General features: G+C 54.2%; 6 protein-coding genes. All 6 read right to left on the reverse strand.

Going from position 1 to position 21114, the window contains the following annotated elements:
* Positions 1–152 precede the first annotated feature (152 nt).
* The 6 genes from RBB63_RS03865 to RBB63_RS03890 all read right to left on the reverse strand — a co-directional run bounded on the left by RBB63_RS03865 (position 153) and on the right by RBB63_RS03890 (position 21112).
* On the reverse strand, positions 153–563 hold the full coding sequence (locus RBB63_RS03865) for a hypothetical protein (RefSeq protein ID WP_309381277.1): 411 nt from the start codon (positions 561–563) through the stop codon (positions 153–155).
* A complete protein-coding gene (locus RBB63_RS03870; RefSeq protein ID WP_309381279.1) occupies positions 563–5650 on the reverse strand; it encodes an RCC1 domain-containing protein in 5088 nt (1695 codons plus the stop codon). Before RBB63_RS03870 ends, RBB63_RS03865 begins: the two co-directional genes overlap by 1 nt.
* Before the next feature lie 535 nt (positions 5651–6185).
* Positions 6186–6533, reverse strand: coding sequence for a hypothetical protein (locus RBB63_RS03875; RefSeq protein ID WP_309381280.1), 348 nt, complete (start codon positions 6531–6533; stop codon positions 6186–6188).
* Positions 6534–6663: 130 nt separating this feature from the next.
* Positions 6664–6801: a hypothetical protein gene (locus RBB63_RS03880; RefSeq protein ID WP_309381282.1), complete on the reverse strand. Its 138-nt coding sequence runs from the start codon at positions 6799–6801 to the stop codon at positions 6664–6666.
* A 74-nt stretch (positions 6802–6875) separates the two neighbouring features.
* Positions 6876–7271, reverse strand: coding sequence for a hypothetical protein (locus RBB63_RS03885; protein WP_309381284.1), 396 nt, complete (start codon positions 7269–7271; stop codon positions 6876–6878).
* A 257-nt stretch (positions 7272–7528) separates the two neighbouring features.
* Positions 7529–21112, reverse strand: a complete 13584-nt coding sequence (locus RBB63_RS03890) for a putative Ig domain-containing protein (RefSeq protein ID WP_309381286.1) — start codon at positions 21110–21112, stop codon at positions 7529–7531.
* Positions 21113–21114: the final 2 nt, after the last annotated feature.

Genomic DNA, 21114 nt, shown 5'->3' on the forward strand with positions numbered 1-21114 from the left:
CTTGAAAGAAGTGGGTTGTAGCCGAGCAGCTGCTCATCGCGCATATTGCTAAATTGGGATGTTGGATAACGACCTGCACTGGTTGGCCTGTGGGGTTGTTGTCAGTCAACTCGATTAAAAGGGGGGCAAGCTGCCTCGAAAAGTAGGACATTCTAAAAACCTTCAATCTGCGTGACCACCTTGTATTCAAGCTCGAACCCGTCACCGCATTTTTTTCGTGAACCAAAAAGATAAACAGTCTGATTTATGCCTAGATATTCCGACGTAACTTCGTTTTCTGCTAAACTTTTCTGACTGATAAAAACCATTGGATCGCCATCGAAAAATGGCCAAGAAGGTTCTTGCTCAACCCAATGAGGAGGCTCATCAACATATTTAAAAGCAGCGCTTAAACGCTTTGTGAGCCAAGCCTCAACTCCCTTGGGCGAGCCCTCTTTTAAAAACTCGTCATAAATCTTTGCCACGAATGGTTGAGCGTCATCAGAGCTTGCTGAACCTCCAAATTTCTCTGCAAGCGTAATAACTTTTCCATGAAAACGAATCAGTTCTCTATTTATATTCATTAGAATGAGTTTGGGCCTTTAATGATCTTTTCCAAGTCGTATCCGAGATGTCTATATTCATCAAGCGCTTCATGCGCCCACGGAGCTGAAGGCTCTAAATTCCATGGTTCGTGTGCTGTCTGAGATCCGCTTCTTTGCGGAATATTTCTATGATGGATCTCTACTGAAACATCCTTCGTCAAAATCTGTCCTGTCTTGCGGTGCTTGACTCTTACCTTGATCTTTGGGGCTTTCCCTTCAAGCATCCGTGCGATATTTGTAGGTGAAAACCTACCAGAAGGATTCGCCAGTTCCGCTTCACCCAAATTTTCCCAATAGTGTTTGCGATGAGTATTCCATGTCCTCGAATCCCTTGCATTTCGGTCTGCGCGATTCTGTGCCCTCCATTCCTCCTGGGTAAGATTTCTATTCGCAATACTCTTTGGTTTGTTTGGGACAACCGGCCTAGCCTGGATGACGTCATTAACTTGGCTGATTAGCTTGTCGTTCCATTTTTTGTTCTTGGCGAGTCTTTGAATCGCGGCGATCGCCTTGAGTTCGTCGTCTGCGTCGGTGACGCCATCGAGGCGCTTGGTGACCATTCGGATGATCTCGGCGCAATCGGCGGCGGACTGGCTTTGGTTGTGAACCCAGATGCCTGGCGCATCTTCTTGATCAGCAAATGAGTCGGCGACGAAGTAAGTGTGCCATTGGTCGACCTCGAAGTTGTAGGTGGTGAATGGCGCTTCTTCGGCGAACTCATAGTCGACAGAAAGCGTGATGGCTTCGCCACTGCCGCTCAGGCGTATGAGTTCGCCTGGTTCGAGATTGCCCATGTCAACCCATTCATCCTGAGTGATCGACCAGATGGGGTGAATCTCCGTGCCCACGATTTCATAGGGCTGCCCATCAACTGCATACTCGAGATGGACGAGCATGTACGGGTGCGTTTCGAAGGTTTGCAGCACCGTCTGGAATGCTTCCCCACCGCTTTCTTCTGATTTCGACCAGACTTTCTCGCCCGGTTTGATGTCTTCGATGGGCGTCAGGCCAGCTTCGGAGAGGACCAAAGTTCCGGCGACAAAGCAGGCGTCCATGCGGATGAGTTCGCTGGCGACATCATCACCTTGACCTGGCAAACGTCTCGCATCGGGCAGGAGCGAGTTGATGCCCTGTGCGCGCCGCGCTTCACCCATGCTGTCGGCGCGCTCAGAGAGGCGCGCCAAATCAACGAGACCTGCGGTGCTGTCCGCTGCTCGCGACTTCACGAAATTGACCGCCACGCGGGTGCCGCCAAACTGCATGAAGTCGGCCAGTGGAACGGTGGCCTGCTTGGCCTTGTCTGAGGTCTTTATCGAGTGGGTCGCCGTCTGCGCTGCGTTTTGAGAGCGACGGTAGTATTGCCCCAGATCCTGCGTCTGCTGGATGGCCGGCATCGAGCGCTTAGCCACCGACATCGCATTGCTCGTGAAGCTGACCCCGCGGCGCGCAAAGTCAACCAAGCCACCAACCAGCGGTATGGTGTCCAACGCAAGCCCTGCACCGGCAAATCCATAGTCAAACTTCGAAAGGGGTTCACCGAAAATGATGTCTTTTCCAGTTAACAACTCATAGGCATCGGGAACTATCGGCACTAACAGGATCGCGAGCTTGTCGACATTTGCTACAGCAAAAGCGGTGGCGCTGGCATAGGTGTAAACAAAGGTTTCGAGCTTAGCCTTATTCTTGGCCAACTGGCTATTGTCTGGACCATAAACTATGTCCATCAGGGTGTTGAGTGGGTCCTCCAAGTTGACAATGTTTTCCGCTGTCAGGGAGAAGCCGCCAGGCTTGGGAGACCATAGGTTTAAGGGACCTCCACCCGAGCTGGCATTGAGGTGGCGAGTCGCCATGCCCATCAGCGCCACCGTCTTACCTTGGGCAACTAGGCCATTACTGGAGCGCGTTTCGTAGATAATGCCCTGATAAGGAGTGCGGTTGCCACGGGCCATTACCTTGATCGCCGCATGCAGGTAGCTAACGTCTCCCCACGTATCGCGCATCCCAACGGTAGTGCGTTGTTTGTTCGTCGGATCAAATCCGCTGTTTATACTCCAACGCAGATCATAGACCATCGACATTGCGGTTTCGATAACAGCTTCGGCGCGGCCTTGGATGTAGGAAGGATCTGGAGATACGTTGAAGAAAATGTCCCCGCCCATCGTTGATCGTAAGTAGCGGGTATCGTCACCAACGTTGACTTGGCCGAGTCCGGATTGGCCAACAAAGCTGCCAACAAGACTCAGTTCACTGCCAGCGAGCAGGATATCCCTTGTGCGCTCGGGGCGGTCGGCGAAGCCGCCATGGCGGTTTTGATATTCTGGGGCGGCTACATTGAGGTAGGGGCCCAGGGCGGCCTTGTAAATGTAGGGATCGTAGTTTTCAGAAAGGACTGCCCAGCGGCGGAGGTCGGCGATTTCCTGTAGGTAGATATCCGTCAGGTGGAGGGCCATGTAGGCCGTCGCAATATTGGTGACGGCGAAGTTGCCGCTGGGATCATGGTAACTGAGTGGATTGTTGTTGGCGTATTGGTATTTGTGGAGCGAGTAGGGGTCGCTGGCAAAACCGGCAAAGGGGTCGGCGCTGTGGAAGCGACCAGCGTTGGGATTGTAGTAGCGGGCGCGGAGGTAATAGAGTTCCAGATCGGGGTCGTATTCCTCACCTTGATAAAGGCGGCGCGGCTTGAGGCCAATTTGGCGTATCTGGTTGCCGAAGGCGTCGTAGTCGACTTCACCCAGAACCGCTTCGTCATTAACCGCCATGCGGACGTTGCCCAGACCGTCTTTGACGTAGCGAGCCAGTCGCCACTCGGGTTCGGGGGTGACGATTTTGCCAGCGCCGTGAACCAGCGACGAACCGTCAAGCGCCAGCGTCTCGGCAATGGTTGCGCCGCCGCCCCAGATGAGGTGATCGCCAGTGCTGGTACGGGCGTAGGCGGCCGTCTCGCCGGTGGCGATGGCGTCGGCTGGCGCTATTTGCACCTTGGTGGGCGTTGTCGTGAAATCGACGTCGGCTTGTGCGGTTTGTCCGAAGTCATTGCGCCCCCAAGCAAAGACTTCGCCATTGTCCGTAAGGGCGATGACAAAGTCGCGACCGGCCTGGATGTCGACCACGTTCTCCAGGATGGTGATGATGGTCGGCGTGCTGTGGTCGCCGACGCTGCCGTCGCCCAGTTGACCGTAGTGATTAGCGCCCCAGGCGTAGACATTGCCCGACGCCGTCAACGCATAACTGGAGTCGGCTGACGCAACGAGCTTGACGAGGTCTGCGGGTAAGCCGGTCACCGCAGTGGGAGTCGTGACTTCGGAAACGCCCTCAATGCCCGCTTGGCCGTAGGAGTTATCACCGAAGGCATAGACGAGACCGGCGTCTAGCATCAGGGAGTGATAATCACCAGTGACCGCACTATCGGAAGTGGCGTTGATCGTTAGCGGGGTGGGGGATGCATTGAAGTCGCCACTGCCGAGTTGGCCGAAATCATTGGCGCCCCACGTTTGAATTTCACCGGAAGTCAGACGCACCAGGCAGTGTTCGGCTCCAATGTGAATCGAATCGACATCAGTGAAGCCGGGAATGGTTTCGACTGGGGCGCTCGCTAGATTTTGCAAGGCGGTGAGTAAGTCGCTGGAGCCGCCGAGACGCACCAAGTTGCCGCTGCCATCCACGGCAAGGATGCCGGCGTGTTCGCCGTAGGCGACTGAGCGAACGCTGCTGAGTAATTGCGTATCGCCCGCCCAGAGCGAGCCGTCAGCACGTTGCTCGAGCATGGCTTCTACTGGTTCATCGGCTGGCTCGATGAGCACGTATTCGCCCTCGGGGCCCGCGCCATAAGCATAGGTGGCGGTGACGGCAAAGTCATCATTGAGTTCCTCGAGCACTTGAGCATAGCCCGTTGGATTGAGGTCATCGATGAGGTAATAAGTTGCGTCGAACTCTTCAGTCTCCTCATTCCAGACAAACTTGGCCACGCGATTGCCGTCGCCGTCATATTGATACTGGATATTGCCAGCATTGCGCTGGATCAGACGATCACGGAACTCGTATTCGTCATATGCAGGATCGCCACCGGTTGTATGCAGAGCAGTGGTGTTTCCATTGTCGTCGTAGGTATGACTCGTCAGACGATCATTGGCGTCGTAAGCGTAGCCTTCCGATGAAATGCCCGGCAAAGACGATGTGCGGATTGAGCGATTTAAGTCATTGCCATATGTATATTGAATGTCGCCATTGAGACCGTAGGGATCCAGTGAGACCTTTTCAGACAGGAGTCGATCCAACACGTCGTAGTCGTAGTCAACGCGACGATTGTTGATATCCGTGACCTTTTGAATATGCCCGCGTTCATTACGGTCATAATGATAATTCTGAATGGGTGAGCTTGTGTGTTTAACGTCCACATCGGTCACGCGATGGCGGGCATCGTAATTATAGTCGTAGGTTAGCTGCCCGACGATGCTGGACGTCATACGGCTGGCGCCGTCGTAGTAATAGTTAGCGCTAATCGCGCCCTCAGTGAGGCTGCTCAAGCGATTCGCCGCATCATAACCATACGATGCGCTGACGCCGTCGTTGTTCGATGACGCGATACTCGTTACGTTACCTACATTATCGTAGCCGTAGTTGAGTGAGCCAAAGGGGGTGGCTTTGGATGTCAGGCGCCCGAGTTGATCGTAACCATAACTCGTGACTCCGGTCTCGTCGTTCATCGTCTTGCGGAGGCCACGAGGGAAATACTCAAATGATACGGTGGTGCTATTCGGGGTAGTGGGAGTCTGCGTTAACAGACGATCACGCTGATCGTGGCTGTAGGTAGTCGTATAACCGTTAGCGTCTACTTTGGACAACAGATTGCCATATGTGTCGTATTGATAGGCCTCATTTTCGCCGCCGGGAAGCGTACGTGAAGCCAGCTCGTCCAGTTGGTTGTAGGTGAATGAAGTGGGGCTGCTGTGCCCGGGCAGGTAATAGGCTTCGAGATTTCCGTTGGCGTCGTAATCAAAGGTGGTAGTGTGATTGCCAGGTTGACGGATGCCGGTATTGCGCCCAAGGGCAACCGCAGTTCGGGCCATACTCGTAGGTCGTTGGGTTGCCGCGCTCACAAGCAATGCTAAGCAATGACACGGCCGATGCTTCGGTTTAGCACAGCCTATACAAAGGGAATGACACAGGCTGTGCTAAAGGCTTGTTCAGGCGGTGTTAAACCGTTGTTCCGTCTGCGCAAAGCCCTCGGATTGACAGAACATCGGCAATTCCTCGGCGAGGATCTGCCAGTTCCTCGGTTAGGAATCGCCTGTTCCTCGGCGAGGAGTTGTCAGTTCCTCGGCGAGGAATCGTTAGATCCTCGGGCAGGAATTGATAGTTCCCTGGGAGGGCATCGATAAATGGTCCCCGAAAGAGGCGTCATGACGACTGTCAAAGTGGAAATTATACGCCCCGTTAGCCCCGGAAGGTTTCGCGCTCGAGCTTGCGGGTGATGACGTCGAAGGCGCGGAGTTTGGCGGTATTGGCGTCGTCGAAGGTCCGCTTGCCGAACTCGCCGTCGATGCGCAGGCGGAAGCCGCTGCCTCACTTGACCAGCACGGCGTGGTGGTCGTGGTATTCGATTCACTCGTTGCTTTTGGCGGATTTTTGCCAGCCCTTGAGCTTCGGGAACTGCATGCGCTTTTGCGCGTGGGCGCGGAGCTGCGATTCCTTGAGCTCGATGTTGGGATCGTCGCTGAGCTTGTGCGCGCAGTGGATGCCCACATGGATGATCCGATTCGTCTCGGCGTGCCGCAACTTGTGCAGGAACGGACTTTTTCTTTCGCGCAGTAGTCGCATGTCCCGTGGCGCGGCTGGCGACCGCCCGGTTTTTGCTCCAGTAGCAGGTCCCGCACACACAGCCATTGCCAGTCCGTGGCGGGCAACTCGGGAGTTGGCTTGGGCGCTGAAGGCATGGCGGTCAAAGAACACGCATTACGCTTGCTCGCAAGAGTCAACCAGCGCTGAATCAGCGGCGCATAGCATGGAAAGTCGCATCTCTACCGAATTCATGGTTAACCGGGAATGTAGCACGAGGCGGGCTAGCTACTGGGGTGTTTAGTTAGAAGTAGGTGAACTTGCCCACGGACATGACTGTAGGAGAGACTTCAAATGGAAAACGTGACGCCGTTGGAACCAAAGTTTCCTGCCCACGGCTTCCGAAGTCCAGACCTGCATTCGTCGAATAGATGGGATTCATAGCCGAGCAGCTTTTCATCGCGTTTCTATTTTGGGGCAAAGTTGGCACGCTTGCTATTGGTTGGTCCCGTGCGTTCACTTATTAGCCTCTGCCCATTCTTCGAATAACCTAAAAAATGATTGAAGGGATTTAGTGTATGAGAAATTATTTATAATAAGAATAAATTGTGACCAACCGGCAATTGTTGGAAGCATTTCTTTGTTGGATCTTAGCCATGTCTCGAAGGAATCAGTGAATGTGAATTTGATGTTAAAAATCTTATGGAAATAATCTATGCCAGATATGAAGCTGTAAAGGAAATCGATACTTTCTCCTCCAAGGTACATTGCAGGGTGTTGCTCTATATGGAGTAGCAATTCTGCTAAGTCCTTGATAGGATTTAGATTATACTCAATGTTCAGTTCCAGTTCTTTCTCTAGATCTGATTCGAGTTCTGGACACTCAAATAGAACCCTGAAGAAGGAATCCAAGGCCAACTTTTCAGTTCGGTTTACGGCCTTGAATATTGAAAAACAAGAGATGTTGGTGGTAAAGTTGTAACGGTCCTGAAGAAGTTTATCAAAATTTTTTCTCCAATAAACTAGGTTCGTTGGTTGATCACTGTAGAAATGTGCGCACCACAGGCTTCCTTCAAGAAATGACCGAAGTTGGTCTAGGTCATGACGGAATAACAGATTGCTTGATTCTTGCTCAATACCACTGATGTATTTTCTTACTCTCATCGAAGCTACTTAAGGTCTTTTGATTTCAAAGTGCTTATCTTTCCGTATAGTTGATAGTTTTTCAAGGAATCTGCTTCTTGAATTGTCATAATTCCGGCAGCTCTAGGGTTAACTTCATACCCAAACCTCCAGCTCTGTTCTGGAGCGAACAGAATATTGGTGTCACTTACCGTGCCAGCACCGATTCCTTTAATAATTTTGACTCCTACATGCTTGGCGTTTTCGGATACTTGGCGCTCAGTATCGGTCTTTCCTTTACCAAATCTTCCAAAGCCTTCTACGGCAAATATTCCGTCTAGCCAAAGGGCCCCAATGGGGGCTTCATATTGGATCATTTCCCAATCAAACCCTTCTATTTTTTTGGATCGTTTCAAGATTTCTTTAGCTTTCGTGGCAAACTGAACGCACTCGCGACTTCCACACTCTTCTTGTGCTTCTTCGAAAGCATTCTTAAGTTTTGAGGGAATTAAGGCTTGGCTAAATGCATAGACATAGTAACCAGCGATTAGATGAACAGTTAGCGTTTGCATCACGGTTAACGTCACCGTTTGTTGTGCAATTGATTGGAAAAGTCCTGTTGGATCTATCGTATTTGTAGGATTACTATGCACATAGAGGTATTTATGCAGCGTTGCTGGGTCAGCATTTCCACCCTCGTATGTATCCAGCGTATGGAATCGACCTGACTCTGGGTTCATGTACCGCGCCCTCAGGAAATACATGCCCAGATCGGCGTCCCACTGCTCACCAGTGAACAGATACGAATTGGGTGTCGTTCCAAGGGCGTTAATCAAGTTACCCCAGGCGTCGTAGAAGTAGGTGTCGCTCACGAGACCATCTTCACTGGTTAGGCCGCGGACGGTGCCGAGGCCGTCGTAGAGGTAGTAGCTGGTTTCCCAATGAGTGGGTGACTCGACGGGCATCAACTGGTGCTGCGCGATGAGGTCGAGGCCGTAGGTGTAGACCTGATCGACAGTGAGCGTGCTGTCCAACTCTTCCAGGACCTGCGAATAGCCGGTGAGGTTGTTCATGTCCACCAGGTAGTGGGTAATGCCTGCCGGGGTGGATTTGGTGACGCGGTTGCCGTCGGCGTCGTAGGTGATGTCGATCACGTCGCCAGTCGCTGTGGTGCGGCGGATGAGGCGGTTCAGGAAGTCGTATTCGTCGGCGTCGCCGTCTTCGAGGGTGGTATTGCCGTTGTCGTCGTAGATCGTGTCGTCGAGCCAGTCGTTCTCATTGAACGTGTGGTTTTGAACAGAAGATCGCAAAGGCAGCGAAGAGTCTTGTGAGAGGCGGTTGCCGACGAGGTCGTAGGTCCACGCCGAGGCGCCGTTGACGGCGTAAGGATCATTCGTGATCGTCTCGGAGGTGAGGCGGTAGAGGTTGTCGTAGGTGTAGTCGACTATGCGGCCCGAGGTTTCCGTCTGGCGGCTGCGATGACCACTGTCGCGCAGCGTATACGTGTAGCTGTTGAGGCTGCCCGTGGCGTTGGCCAGCGTGAGGTTCGTCAGGCGGTTGAGGCTATTGTAAGTCCACGTATGCGATACACCGTTGGCGTAGGTGACGGACTCAAGGTTGCCCACGGCGTCATACGTATAGCCGTGCTCCAGCGGCGGCTGCGCGGCGCCAGAGTCGTAGACGGATTCGAGGCGGTTCAGTGCGTCGTAATCGTAGGTCAGTGCGACGCCATTGGCATTGCTGGAGGTGACGCTGGCCAGGTTGCTGGCGTCGTCGTAAGTGTAGGCCAAGTCGCCGCGTGGCGTGAGCTGCGTGACGAGGCGTCCACGTTCGTCGTAGGACCACTCCTGGTAGTCGATGCTTAGCGCGGCAGCGTTCGTGACGTTGGCGCTGAGGCGCTGGCCCGCATCGTTGTAGGTGTAGTCAATGCGTGCGGGGGCGTGTGGAAGAAGGAGCGAGGGGTGATCCGGGTCGGCGATCATGGCCGTCATCCGGTTCAGCTCGTCATATACGTAGGTCGTCGTGTAGCCGTTGAAGTCCGTGCGCGAGGCCAGCGTGCCGTCGTCATTGTAGGCGTAGGTTTCCGTCTGGCCTTCAGGCAGGGAGCGCGCCACGCGGCGACCGAGTGAATCATACTGGTAATACGTGGTGTGACCCTTGGCGTCAGTCTGACTGATCTGATTGCCCAACTCGTCGTATTGGTAAGTCGTTAGAATCCAGGAGTCAGGAGACAGGAGATCCGGGTGTGGCTGTTTGACCGTAACCAAACGGCCCAAGCCGTCGTAAACGTATTCCGTGCGCTTGCCTTCCTGGTCGATCATCGCCGCGCGGCGACCGAGCTCGTCATAAACCGTTTCGGTGAACGTGCCATCGTGGAAGATGGTCTTCGTCGGGCGGTTCAGATCGTCGTAGTCAAAGCTGTTTTCGTGCAGGTTCGCATCGGTGACGCTGAGCTGATTGCCGTTGAGGCTGTAGGCGAACTTCGTGGTCTGGTCCAATGCATTGGTGACCGTGCCGCGACGACCGGAGCAACCGCAATTGGGATCATACTCGTAGGTTGTCGGATTGCCAAGCTCGTCGAAGCTGACCTCCACCCGACCGATGGCGTCGTAGATCGTCGATGTCATCGGGTTGTCCGCGAGCTCGGCGTTGTCGAGGAGCACGAGCGAATCGCTCAGGTCCAGCGAAGCCGGATCGGGCGTGGTGGCGTCGGGCGCGAACGAGGCGATCATGCGGCCCAGCTCATCGTAAACCGAGTAGCTGGTGTAGCCCCGGCGATCCGTCATCGCCACGCGGCGGTTTTCCAAGTCGTAGTATACGCGCTCCTCAGTGAGGTCAGGGTAGACCGTGCGCACGAGGTTGCCGCGGTCATCATAATACATATAGGTCGCTTCGCCTTCCTGATCGGTCTGGATCGCGACCTGACCGAAGTCGTTGTAAACGGTCTGTGTGAACGTTTCGTCGGCAAAGGTCGTCTGTGTCACGCGGTCCTCACGGTCGTAGACGAAGGTGGTGGTCACGTTTTCCGTGCCCAGCGCATTGCCCTGCTGATCGTAGAGTGTGCGGAGCTGCGACTGGGAGGTCTGGTTGCCGCGTCCGTCATAGGTGAAGGTCGATTGATTGAGGATTGCGGATTGCGGATTGCGGACTGTGGTGGATGTGACGTAGCCGGAGCTGTTATAGGTGTTCGAGGTGACGTTGCCCTCTGCATCGGTCATCGTTGTAAGGTTGCCCGCGGCGTCGTAGGTGAAGGTGGTCACGTTGCCCAAGGCGTCCTCTTGAGTCAGCAAATCGCCCGTGCCAGGGGCGTAGGTAAACGTGGTCACGTTGCCTTCGGCGTCGGTTATGGTCAGCGGATTGCTGAAGCTGTCGTAGGAATAGGTCGTGGTCATCGCGACCTGCTCGCCGTCGCCACCAGTGATGTACTGTGTCTCGGTGAGCAGGTTGTTGGTCGCGAGGTCGTAGCTGCGTTCCGTCACGTTGCCCAAGGGATCAACCATGCGCGTTTCGTTGCGGTTGGCGTCGTATTCGTAGGTCGTCGTGAGACCAGCGCCGCCAGGATTGTTCGGGTCAACCGTGGTTGTCGCCACGACATTGCCTTCCAAGTCATACTCGTGGACGGTGACATTGCCCAGGCGGTCAGTGATCGTCTCCTTGCGGTTCGGGATGTCGTGCGTGAAGCCGATTTCGTTGCCGTCGGCGTCGCGCTGCGCGATCAAGCGACCGTCATCGTCGTATTCGCTCGCGATCGCCTCAATGCCGCGCGGATCAATAATCGTCGTCAAGTAGTTCGGGAAGTCGGCATTCTCATAACGGAACTCTGTATACAGCCCATATTGTGGCGCATCGGGATCGTTACCAGATCGGTCGGTAAAGGTGCTGAGGCGGCCCTGAGCATCGTAAGCATAAGAGAGTAATCCGCCATCGGGGTCGCTGATTTCGGTAATGCGCCCTTGAGCATCGCGGGTGAATGCAATGCTCTTTCCGCTGCTGTGCGTGATGCCGTCTTCACTGATGGTTAAACTGTTTTCGTTGCGGTCCGTTACTTTGCGCAGGCCGACAATTTCCTGAATCTCAAGTTTCGTGCCATCAGGAGAGGTATAGACATAGCTTGACGGGTCCAGTGGTCCCGAGCCGAAGTCATCTACATAATATACGCCGCCTCCTTCATCGACCATTGAATAGCCAATTTCACCGTCGATGGTCGTGAGGCTGCCAACTGAGCCGTTGATGGGACTAAATTTAAATACAGCGGCAGTAGGTTCTGGTCCGAGAATGGTGCCTTGTGGCTCCGTGGTCGCTTCAAACTGTTCGACCTGGTCATCGCCCAAGACCACGGTGACAACTGCAGGACGTAGTGTTTTAAAGACCCAACGGCCACTCAGGTCACTGCTGGTTACGTCTAAATACCATTCCTCGCCCACCGTGCGGTTTTCATAAACCTGCACCGTGCGAATGCCCAGATCCCAGCCGGGGCCAAAGTCGCCTACCAGCGAGCCGCGGCTGTCATACGTGCGCAGGAGTTGGACCGGGATGCCACTCACGGGGATATTCAGATCTTCAAACGCCAGCGAGAATTGACCAATTTTCATGCCGGTGTCGACGACGAGGCTGATTGTATCGCTGATCGAGCGTCCCAGCAGATCTGTCGCTGTCAATCGCACATCGTAAATGCCGTTGCGCAGTAAGGTTGGATCAAATTCGCCCAGGACATCATCCAGAACCTGTGCTGTGTCAGAATCGAACTGCGACCATTCGGACGAACCGCGCAGACGACTTTCCAAGACATATTCCTTCAGAATGCTCGACTCCACCGTGCCGATGATTGGGGTGGGGGCGGTGATGACGGTGTCTTCGGCAGGGCCTTCGATTTCGGCTTCGATTGGAGTGATTACTTCCGGGAGGGCGAGCACGCTGATCGTTGCGCTAGCGCCAGTGTTGCCATCGTTATCAGTGGCGATAGCGGTGAGATATTGATAGCCTGATGACGTTGGGGTGAAAGTCGCGGTGTAAGGCTCTTCGACATCAATGTCGACTGATGTGTTATCGACGAAAAATTCAACGCTGACGATCGCGCCATCGGCATCAGTTGCTTCGGCGGTAATGGTGATTGGGGCGCCGACTGTGAATTGCGAACCATCAGTGGGCGAAGATAGTGCGACGCTTGGGGCGTTGACCACGGTTAGCTCAATCGTGTCGGTCACATTAAATTCACCATCGTTTACGATGAGGCGCAGTAGGTAGCTGCCCGCGACCGTGAACTGGACGGGCGATGAAAGTGCATTGGCGTTTTCAAATTGCGCAATGCCAGGGCCACTGACTTGAAGCCATTGGTAACTCAGCGTACTTCCAGTAGGAAGGCCATCATCGGTGACCACCGCAGTGCTCTGCCAGCCATCAGCAAGGTTGATCGTGTCCGAATCGGCAAGCTGAATGGTAGGGCGCTGGTTGGCGGCCTCTGGAACCGTAAGCGTCACGCTGCCGGAGGCGTTGTACTCTCCGTCGCTGACGGTGAGGGTGAAAGCATAGACGCCTTCCTCGCTCAGGTTGAACTGAGATTCAAAGGCCCCGCCACCTGCAGGAAGTTCGCTGGCTTGTGTCGGGAAGACAGCGTTGGCCGGTCCACTGGTCTGACTCCACTGAGCCTGCAATGCGCCACCGGGAAGAAGGTCGTCAATTACCTGTGAGGTGAGGGTAATCAGGGACTGTCCTTCGGAGAGCGTTTGAGTTGCGCCAGCAATGACTTGAGGCGGCGTATTGGTTTCGATAAAGCATTTGCCAAAGCTGCCAGAGTTGTAGATGGAGCGAATCTCAGTGCTGGTTAGCGCACGGTTATAGAGTGATAATTCATCTACTCTGCCAGCGTAGCGATATTCCCCTTGCCGTCCACCTATGTAAAGATTGCCCAGTGTGTTGATGGTGGCTTGCCCCAAGTTGATCGTGTTACGGGGTCCACCACCATTGCGGAAAATTTGCACATTGCCTGACGTTGGATCATATGTAATGGCCCAGTGGACAAAGTTGGTGTTGCTGATCCCCTCATTATAATTACCATCCAGCAGGTATTCAGTTGTTGGGTCCTCAAGGGTTGTGAATGATGCGTATAATTGGCGACTTTGGACGTAAGCATTTTCGTAGATACGGAATCCGCCTTCATTTGCATCGCCCCAGCTCAAAAGAGTGGCGCCGTTACTGCCTCCTTCCGTATCCAGCCAGAATTCAATCGTGAAGCCATCTTGAGAGCTTCCGATATTCAGTGCAGGAGATTCCGTGACGGCTATTTGGCTAGTTTGATCGAATTTGAATGCGCTGCCAACTAATCCAGAAGTGATATTGACCCTTTGGTTCATTTCCTCATAGTTGTGTAGTTGATCCTCGATGGTTTGGTTGGCCGACCACCATGCGACAAGTGACTCATCAGGAGTGAACTGGCAGCTTGAGTCGACGGTGACTGTTACTTGGTCGGAAGTAGCGCCTGCACCATCGGATGCCCTCAGCTGTAGCTCGTAAACTCCAGCAGTATCAAATACGACCGAGGTTAACGGATCGGACGGATTGAGGAACGTTGCGGTTCCAGGGCCGGATAATTGCGACCAGGCGACCGCCAACTCACTGGTTCCAGGCAGACCATCGTCGATTGCTTTGCCAGTCAGGTTGAGAGTGGCGCTCAAGGCGGTGGCGGCATTGAGCCCAGCATCCACAACAGGTAGCGCATTGCTGCTAGGTAAGCACTTCCCGATTGAGCCTGCTCGGTATATGCTCGATATTTGTGCGGAGCTCAGTGGTTGGGAATAAATGGAAATTTCGTCAAGCTGCCCAACAAATTGGCCGGAGTCGAGGCGCCCGCCAATCCACACGTCACCATCGGTGGCCAAGGGGCCATTGCCGACATCGATCTGCTGGGCGAGAATGCCTTCACGGTAAACTTGCAGGGTTCCATCGATGCGATCGTAAACCACAGCATAATGCACCCAGTACTCTGAATTCAAGCTATAGCCATAGGTGGTGGTGGCTTCGTAAGAAGTCGCAGGTTCGCCTTCCGGGGAGACTGTGACAAACATCGTGCTTACGAGGCTATTTCTATAGGCGTATCTGATGGCCGCTACCTTCAAACCATTGCCATCAGGGTCATCCCAACTGATGATTTCACAATTTTCGGTCAGGTCCGCTTCACACCAGAATTCAATGGTGAAGCCATCTGGATACTGGCCCAGATTTAAGGCGTCACTCGCGGGAATTTGCAGGTGGTCGTTTGTCCCGAAGCTAAAGGCGCTGCCAACCTTACCGGAGGTGAAGTTGACCAACTGTGGCAGGGGATCGTTATCGCCAATGACGTCTTCGTACGTTTGGTTGCCAGTCCACCAGGCAACGATGGAAGGGCTGGCGCCCATGCCACATGGTTCGCCTACCTGCACCACCACGACATCTCGGTCGATGCCAATGCCGTCGTTAGCAGAAAGTTCAAGCTCGTAAACACCAGTTGCGTCGAACTGAACGCTGCTGGTGGGGGACGCCGTATCTGCAAAGGTCGCTGCGCCGGGTCCCGATAGCTGCGTCCATTCTGTTGTCAGCTCATGTTCAACAGGCAATCCGTCGTCTGAAACCTCGCCATTCAAATTTAGCACGATCGATACATTGTCAATGCCCGTATCTTCGCCTGCGTCCACTACCGGCAAAATATTGTCAGTCGACAGACACTTGCCGGTATGCTGCGCGGAGTAGATGTCGGATACTTCGCTGATTTCCAAGGCGCGGCTGTAGAAAGTGACTTCATCCAGGTAACCACTGAAGCTCGTTTGCCCGGGCCGCCCGCCAATCCAAATTTCGCCCTCGGTCAGGAGGGTCGTTCCCGGATCTGCGTAGACGCGGTCTACGATTTTGCCATCTCGGTAGAGCCTGAGTTCGCCGGTGTATTTATTGTAGCTGAAAGTATAGTGATGATACTCAAGGTTGGAGTAAATATAATGTATGTCGCTCTCGAGTTCATAAACATCTGCATCATTATCAGCTGAGATTGCTTCAATGCGAACGCGCTTTCCCAGATCGGTGTAACGACTGGTGAATTCAGCGGTCTCGTAGATACGAAAACCGTTCCCCTCAACATCGCTCCAGGCGAGTAGTTCACGTTCATTGACTTGATTGGCTTCCCACCAGAACTCAATGGTAAAACCATCATCGCTCGCGCCGAGATCTAGATCGCTCCCCTGAACACGGACCCGTCGTGACCCATTGAAGGACAGGCTCTGGCCAACATAACTGTCACTATAAGCTTCGCCATTGACGGTATACGAAGTATGACCGCCAACGACATCTTCGTCCGATCCATTGAAAGGGAACCAGGCGACTGCGCCCATTGGCACATTGACTTCACAGGGAGTCTCAACATTAACTCGAGTGACATCCGTCGCTGTCGAGACGCCATCTGAGGCCGTTAATGCGAGTACGTATATGCCAATCTCAGTGAAGAGGACCTCAGGACTGGGAGATTCAGCGTCGGAGAAGATCACTTCAGCATCGTCGGGCGCTGATTCAACCGACCACGATACGGTTAATTCGCCATTCTCCGGGAGGCCATCGTCTTCCACCAAGCCGGTCAGTTGGATGGTAGTGGCAATGTCTGGAGCAAAGTATGGTCCTCCTGCATCGACGTCTGGCAGCACGTTGCTGTGGACAGGGCATTTGCCAACCGCTTGCGCCTGATAAATGTTGTATACCTCCTCAGAATTCAGGGCCCGGCAAAAGAGTGTGAGCTCATCGATGACGCCATCGAAATGGTCGGCGTCATCCCAGGTGGCCGCGACAAAGAGATCGTAAGATGACTGGGGCATGAATACATCGAAATACTCAGAGGCAAGCAGGTTGCCGTTAACGTATGTTTCGGCCAGGCCGCTAAAGCGGTTATAGGTAACGGCAACATGTGTCCAGGCGCCTGCAGTAAAGTTCGGTTGGGTAATTTGTTCATAAGTGGCGCCCTCGCGAGAAACTAGGGTCCAGACCAATTGGCCCAGTTCATTGATGCGAAGCGTCATGCCGGTTTCGCCATTAGTAGGGTCGGCATACTGTGTGAGCATACATGCCTGAATGACGTCGGGGCGAAACCAGAAGTCCCAACTGATGCCTCCATCACGCCCGACATCAAGTGATGGCGAGGCGAAGACGTTCATGCGGTCATCAACGCCATCGAACTCGATGCCAGCAGCCACCAAGCCATCAACATAGGTATCTTGCGTGGCATCGTTGTAGTTCTCAAGAAAGCCGACGTTGCCGGAGACGTGGTCAATGGCGTCGAAATTCGCCTGCCACCACGAGACCAAGCCACGGGTGACGCTCACTGCACAGGGAGACTCCACTCGAATTTCCAGGCTGTCTTTGCCGCCACGCTCGGAGTCGAACGCTTCCAACTGCAAAATATATACGCCTGGAGCGCTGAATGTGACCAGCGCATTGGGATCCGTCGGGTCGGAGAAACTCACATCTCCTGGGCCAATTTGCTTGGTCCACAGAATATCGACGGTTGAACCCAAGGGTAGGCCGTCGTCACGGACAGTCCCCTGCAGCTCGATTGGATCGGTTTGGTTAATGACGAAAGCGTCTGCGCCTGCATTAACATAAGGAGCTTTGTTATAAGGGTCGAGCTGATAGGTGACAGTGTCCGTGCTGATCTCTTCACCCGCAGTTGCCGTGAGGCGTAGCTCATAGGTTCCATTGATGCTGAAGTTGACCAACGGGCGGAGTTGAGCTGGGTTGTTGTTCGCAAAGGTGGCTGAGCCCGGACCAGTGACGACCTCCCACAGATATGTGGGTTCGATCTCGAACTCATGAGCTGACTTGTAAATGGCGCCTTTCAGCTCTAGAGTTTCCGGCCATAGAGCGTCTACGTCTTCGCCAGCCGAGGCATACCATTGCTTAATTGCCTGAGGTTGATTGTAGCCGATTGTGCCGACTGTTAGGTCCTCGAGTATCGGGCTTTCGCCGGTTTCCGCCGAGAGGAAAATGACGCGCCCTTTCAGATAGCGCCCGTGAGCGACAGGCGCTTCTTCGAAATCAACGATCTCCCAATCGCCATAGTCCACGCCGTTGTTGCTGGTGGCGATCTCTACTTGAATCTTAGCGTCGTTGCACAAACTCACATTCCATGTGACCGGTCCCCATTCGGCATTCGGAATTTTCCCATCGAAAGAAAATTGCCATTCGCCTTGAGAGAGTTCGATGGAGTTCGCGCTGCCGCCAAAATCGCCATAGGTCCAGAGGGCGCCACCGAGTTCCGGAGACTCGATGTCGACTTCGCCAACCGGGGTAACGCCGTCTTCGCCAATCGGTCCCAGGAGTGGATTGATGCGCTGTACTATGCCACTGGTTCCACTGACCCAAATGTAGCCTTTGCGATCAATGGCCACTTCGGTGGGACCGTGACTGGCGACTTTGACACTACCGACGTAAGTGCCGTCGGACTTGAGATGCCCGACTGTTTTGCTGCAGTGTGAATGCGCAACCCAGATGTCTCCATCGATCCCTTGCGCCATCCCTTGTGAATAATGATAGCCGTGATCGATCTGGGCGAGCAGGTTGCCTGCTTCATCATATTTATAGAGAACTTCGGTTCCGTCTCGGCTAACCCATATGTTGTTCTCAAAGTCTTTCAGGACTGCCCAGGCATTTCGGCGCGCCTGACTCCAAAGCGTGTCCAGAGAATCTGTTGGTTCCGAAAGATCCCAGCGCAGGAAGTAGTTGCCCGTCGAATAGAGTATGCCTTCCAAGTCAATAAAACCGCCATAGCTTCCCGCGCCTTCAGGCAGTGTTTCTTCACGCAGTAGTGCACCGCTATCGCCATCATACTGTTGCCACAAGCCATTCGAGCCGCCCACCCAAATGTTGCCATCGGGGTCAACGGACAGGTGTCGCAAGTTTTTAATATCGGTTTGGATGTAGAGCAGGATTAACTCATCTTCCGCTTGCAGGGCCGACGCATCATCTCCATTGGTGGGCAACGGCCAATCGAGCACTTGTTCCAACCCGTTGGAGGTATCCAGTTTCCCGTTGTAGTTGCGGTCGATGTACTGACCAGACTCAGGATTTGCGATTTTGATGATGGAATTATCGCGCAGATTGCCGATCCACGCATTGCCATCGTAGTCGATCGCTACGCGGGTGGGATTGGGGTCGGTGGCGTCTTCTGGATTTGCCCAGTATTCGCCCAGTACGCGGCCGGTGTCGATGTCGATGCGGCAGACTGTGCCTTTCGTATAAACGGGTATCCAGAGGCTGTTAAAGCTTTTCTGAGGCACGCGCATCGACAACTCGTCTTCAACCAATGACGAAACACCATAGCGATACCCTTCGGCAAAGTCTGCTGTGGTTGTGAAGGTGCGTGAACGAGGATCAGCGGTTACGCGCAGAATTAGCGAGGCTGGCTCCGAATAGTATTCGCCGTCGTATGCCCGGTAGCTGATAGCCTCTGCACCGAAGAATCCGGCATCGGGCGTGTAAGTTATGGGTAAATCCGTGGGCTGAATGATTTGATTAACATCCGTCAGCATTTCACCATTTGCCGACGTAAGAATGCCGCTGGTCGGCAATTGGAGAATCTGATAGCTCACTTCGCTGTCGATGTCAGCACCCAGAAGAGTCAGTTCGATTGGGGAGTTTTCTGCGGTGGCGACGGATGCATTATTGGCCATTGGGGCGTCATTTACAGCGGCCAATTCAATCGACGCATTCGCAACTTCGGATTCATTTGCGCCATCGCTAACTGAGAATGTGAATGTGAAAGCGCCATTCTCATTCAGTGCAGGCAAATAAGTGATGGGAAATTGCTCCTCAGCATAAGTTACAGGCGTGGATTCGACTAATGATCCATCAGCCAAGTAAAGGTCACCGGAAGTTGGTAATGTCAGGATTGTGTAGAGAAGCGGTAGACCCTCGGGGTCCATTCCTTGCAGGTTGAGGGAAAGCTCGGTATCCTCGAACCCGCTGAAATTCGTGTTGATCGCGATTGGAGGGTTGTCTACTGGTTCGACAGATATGTTGAGGATTTCTGAAGCAGGAATGGTCCCGTCTTCTCCTCCGTCGGTGACTGTAATGGTAACGTTTCCTGAAGTGATTACGCCTTCACCTGGAGTCCATTCGATCAATCCAAGTAGGGAGATGCTCATTCCGAGCGGCTCATTTGTTAATTGATATGTGAGTGAAATTCCATCATTGAGGTCGTCCTCATCCTGGACGATTACCTGATACTGATAGAGCTCTCCTTCGCGTGCCTCAGTTGGAGCGATGGAGGTAATCACTGGGGCATCGTTGACATTGCTGACGGTGATAGTGAATGCCTGCGTGCCGTTCGCGCCTTCGAGGTCCGTGGCGGTGAGGGTAATATCGTAGCTGCCGACGTCGTCATTAGTTGGCGTGCCGGAAAGGGTGTCGCCATCGAAAGTCAGCCAGGCGGGCAGGTCGCTAGTGGTTACGGTGACGAAGTCGCCTAGGTCGGGGTCGCTGGTTGTGACTGCGTAGCTGTAGAGCGCATCTTCGTCGACGGTGCTGACCGGTGTGCTGGTGATGCTTGGCGCGTCGTTGACGTTTTTGACGGTGATGGTGAAAGCCTGTGTGTCGTTTGCTCCTTCGATATCCGTGGCGGTGAGGGTGATGTCGTAGCTGCCGACGTCGTCATTGGTTGGCGTGCCCGATAGCGTGCTCCCGTCGAAGGTCAGCCAGGCGGAGAGGTTGCTGGTGGTTACGGTGACGACGTCGTCTGCATCGGGGTCGCTGGTCGCGACTGCGTAGCTGTAGAGTGCATCTTCGTCGATGGCGGTGATCGGCGTGCTGGTGAAGCTGGGCGCGTCGTTGACGTTGCTGACGGTGATGGTGAATGCCTGCGTGTCGGTGGCGCCTTCGAGGTCTGTGGCGGTGAAGGTGATGTCGTAGCTGCCAACGTTGTCATTGGTGGGTGTGCCGGAAAGGGTGTCGCCATCGAAAGTCAGCCAGGCGGGGAGGTTGCTGGTGGTCAAGGTGATGACGTCGCCTACGTCTGGATCGCTGGTCGCGACTGCGTAGCTGTAGAGTGCATCTTCGTCGATGGCGGTGATCGGCGTGCTGGTGATGCTGGGCGCGTCGTTGACGTTGCTGACGGTGATGGAGAATGCCTGCGTGTCGGTAGCGCCTTCAAGGTCTGTGGCGGTGAGGGTGATGTCGTAGCTGCCGACGTCGCCGTTGGTGGGTGTGCCGGATAGGGTGGTTCCGTCGAAGGTCAGCCAGGCGGGCAGATCGCTGGTGGTCACGGTGACGATGTCGCCTAGATCTGGATCGCTGGTCGCGACTGCGTAGCTGTAGAGTGCATCTTCGTCGATGGCGGTGATCGGCGTGCTGGTGAAGCTGGGCGCGTCGTTGACATTGCTGACGGCGATAGAGAATGCTTGCGTGTGGGTGGCGCCTTCAAGGTCTGTGGCGGTGAGGGTGATGTCGTAGCTGCCGACGTCGTCATTGGTGGGTGTGCCGGAAAGGGTGTCGCCATCGAAAGCCAGCCAGGCGGGGAGGTCGCTGGTGGTCAAGGTGACGACGTCGCCTAGGTCTGGATCGCTGGTCGCGACTGCGTAGCTGTAGAGTGCATCTTCGTCGATGGCGGTGATCGGCGTGCTGGTGATGC

Source organism: Cerasicoccus frondis (assembly GCA_031296915.1).
GTDB lineage: Bacteria > Verrucomicrobiota > Verrucomicrobiia > Opitutales > Cerasicoccaceae > Cerasicoccus > Cerasicoccus frondis.

What these genes read in the sequence shown, in the direction of transcription:
- RBB63_RS03865 (WP_309381277.1), bottom strand. Translation starts at nt 563, where the DNA reads ATGAATATAAATAGAGAACTGATTCGTTTTCATGGAAAAGTTATTACG.
- RBB63_RS03870 (WP_309381279.1), bottom strand. Translation starts at nt 5,650, where the DNA reads ATGGCCCGAACTGCGGTTGCCCTTGGGCGCAATACCGGCATCCGTCAA.
- RBB63_RS03880 (WP_309381282.1), bottom strand. Translation starts at nt 6,801, where the DNA reads ATGAATCCCATCTATTCGACGAATGCAGGTCTGGACTTCGGAAGCCGT.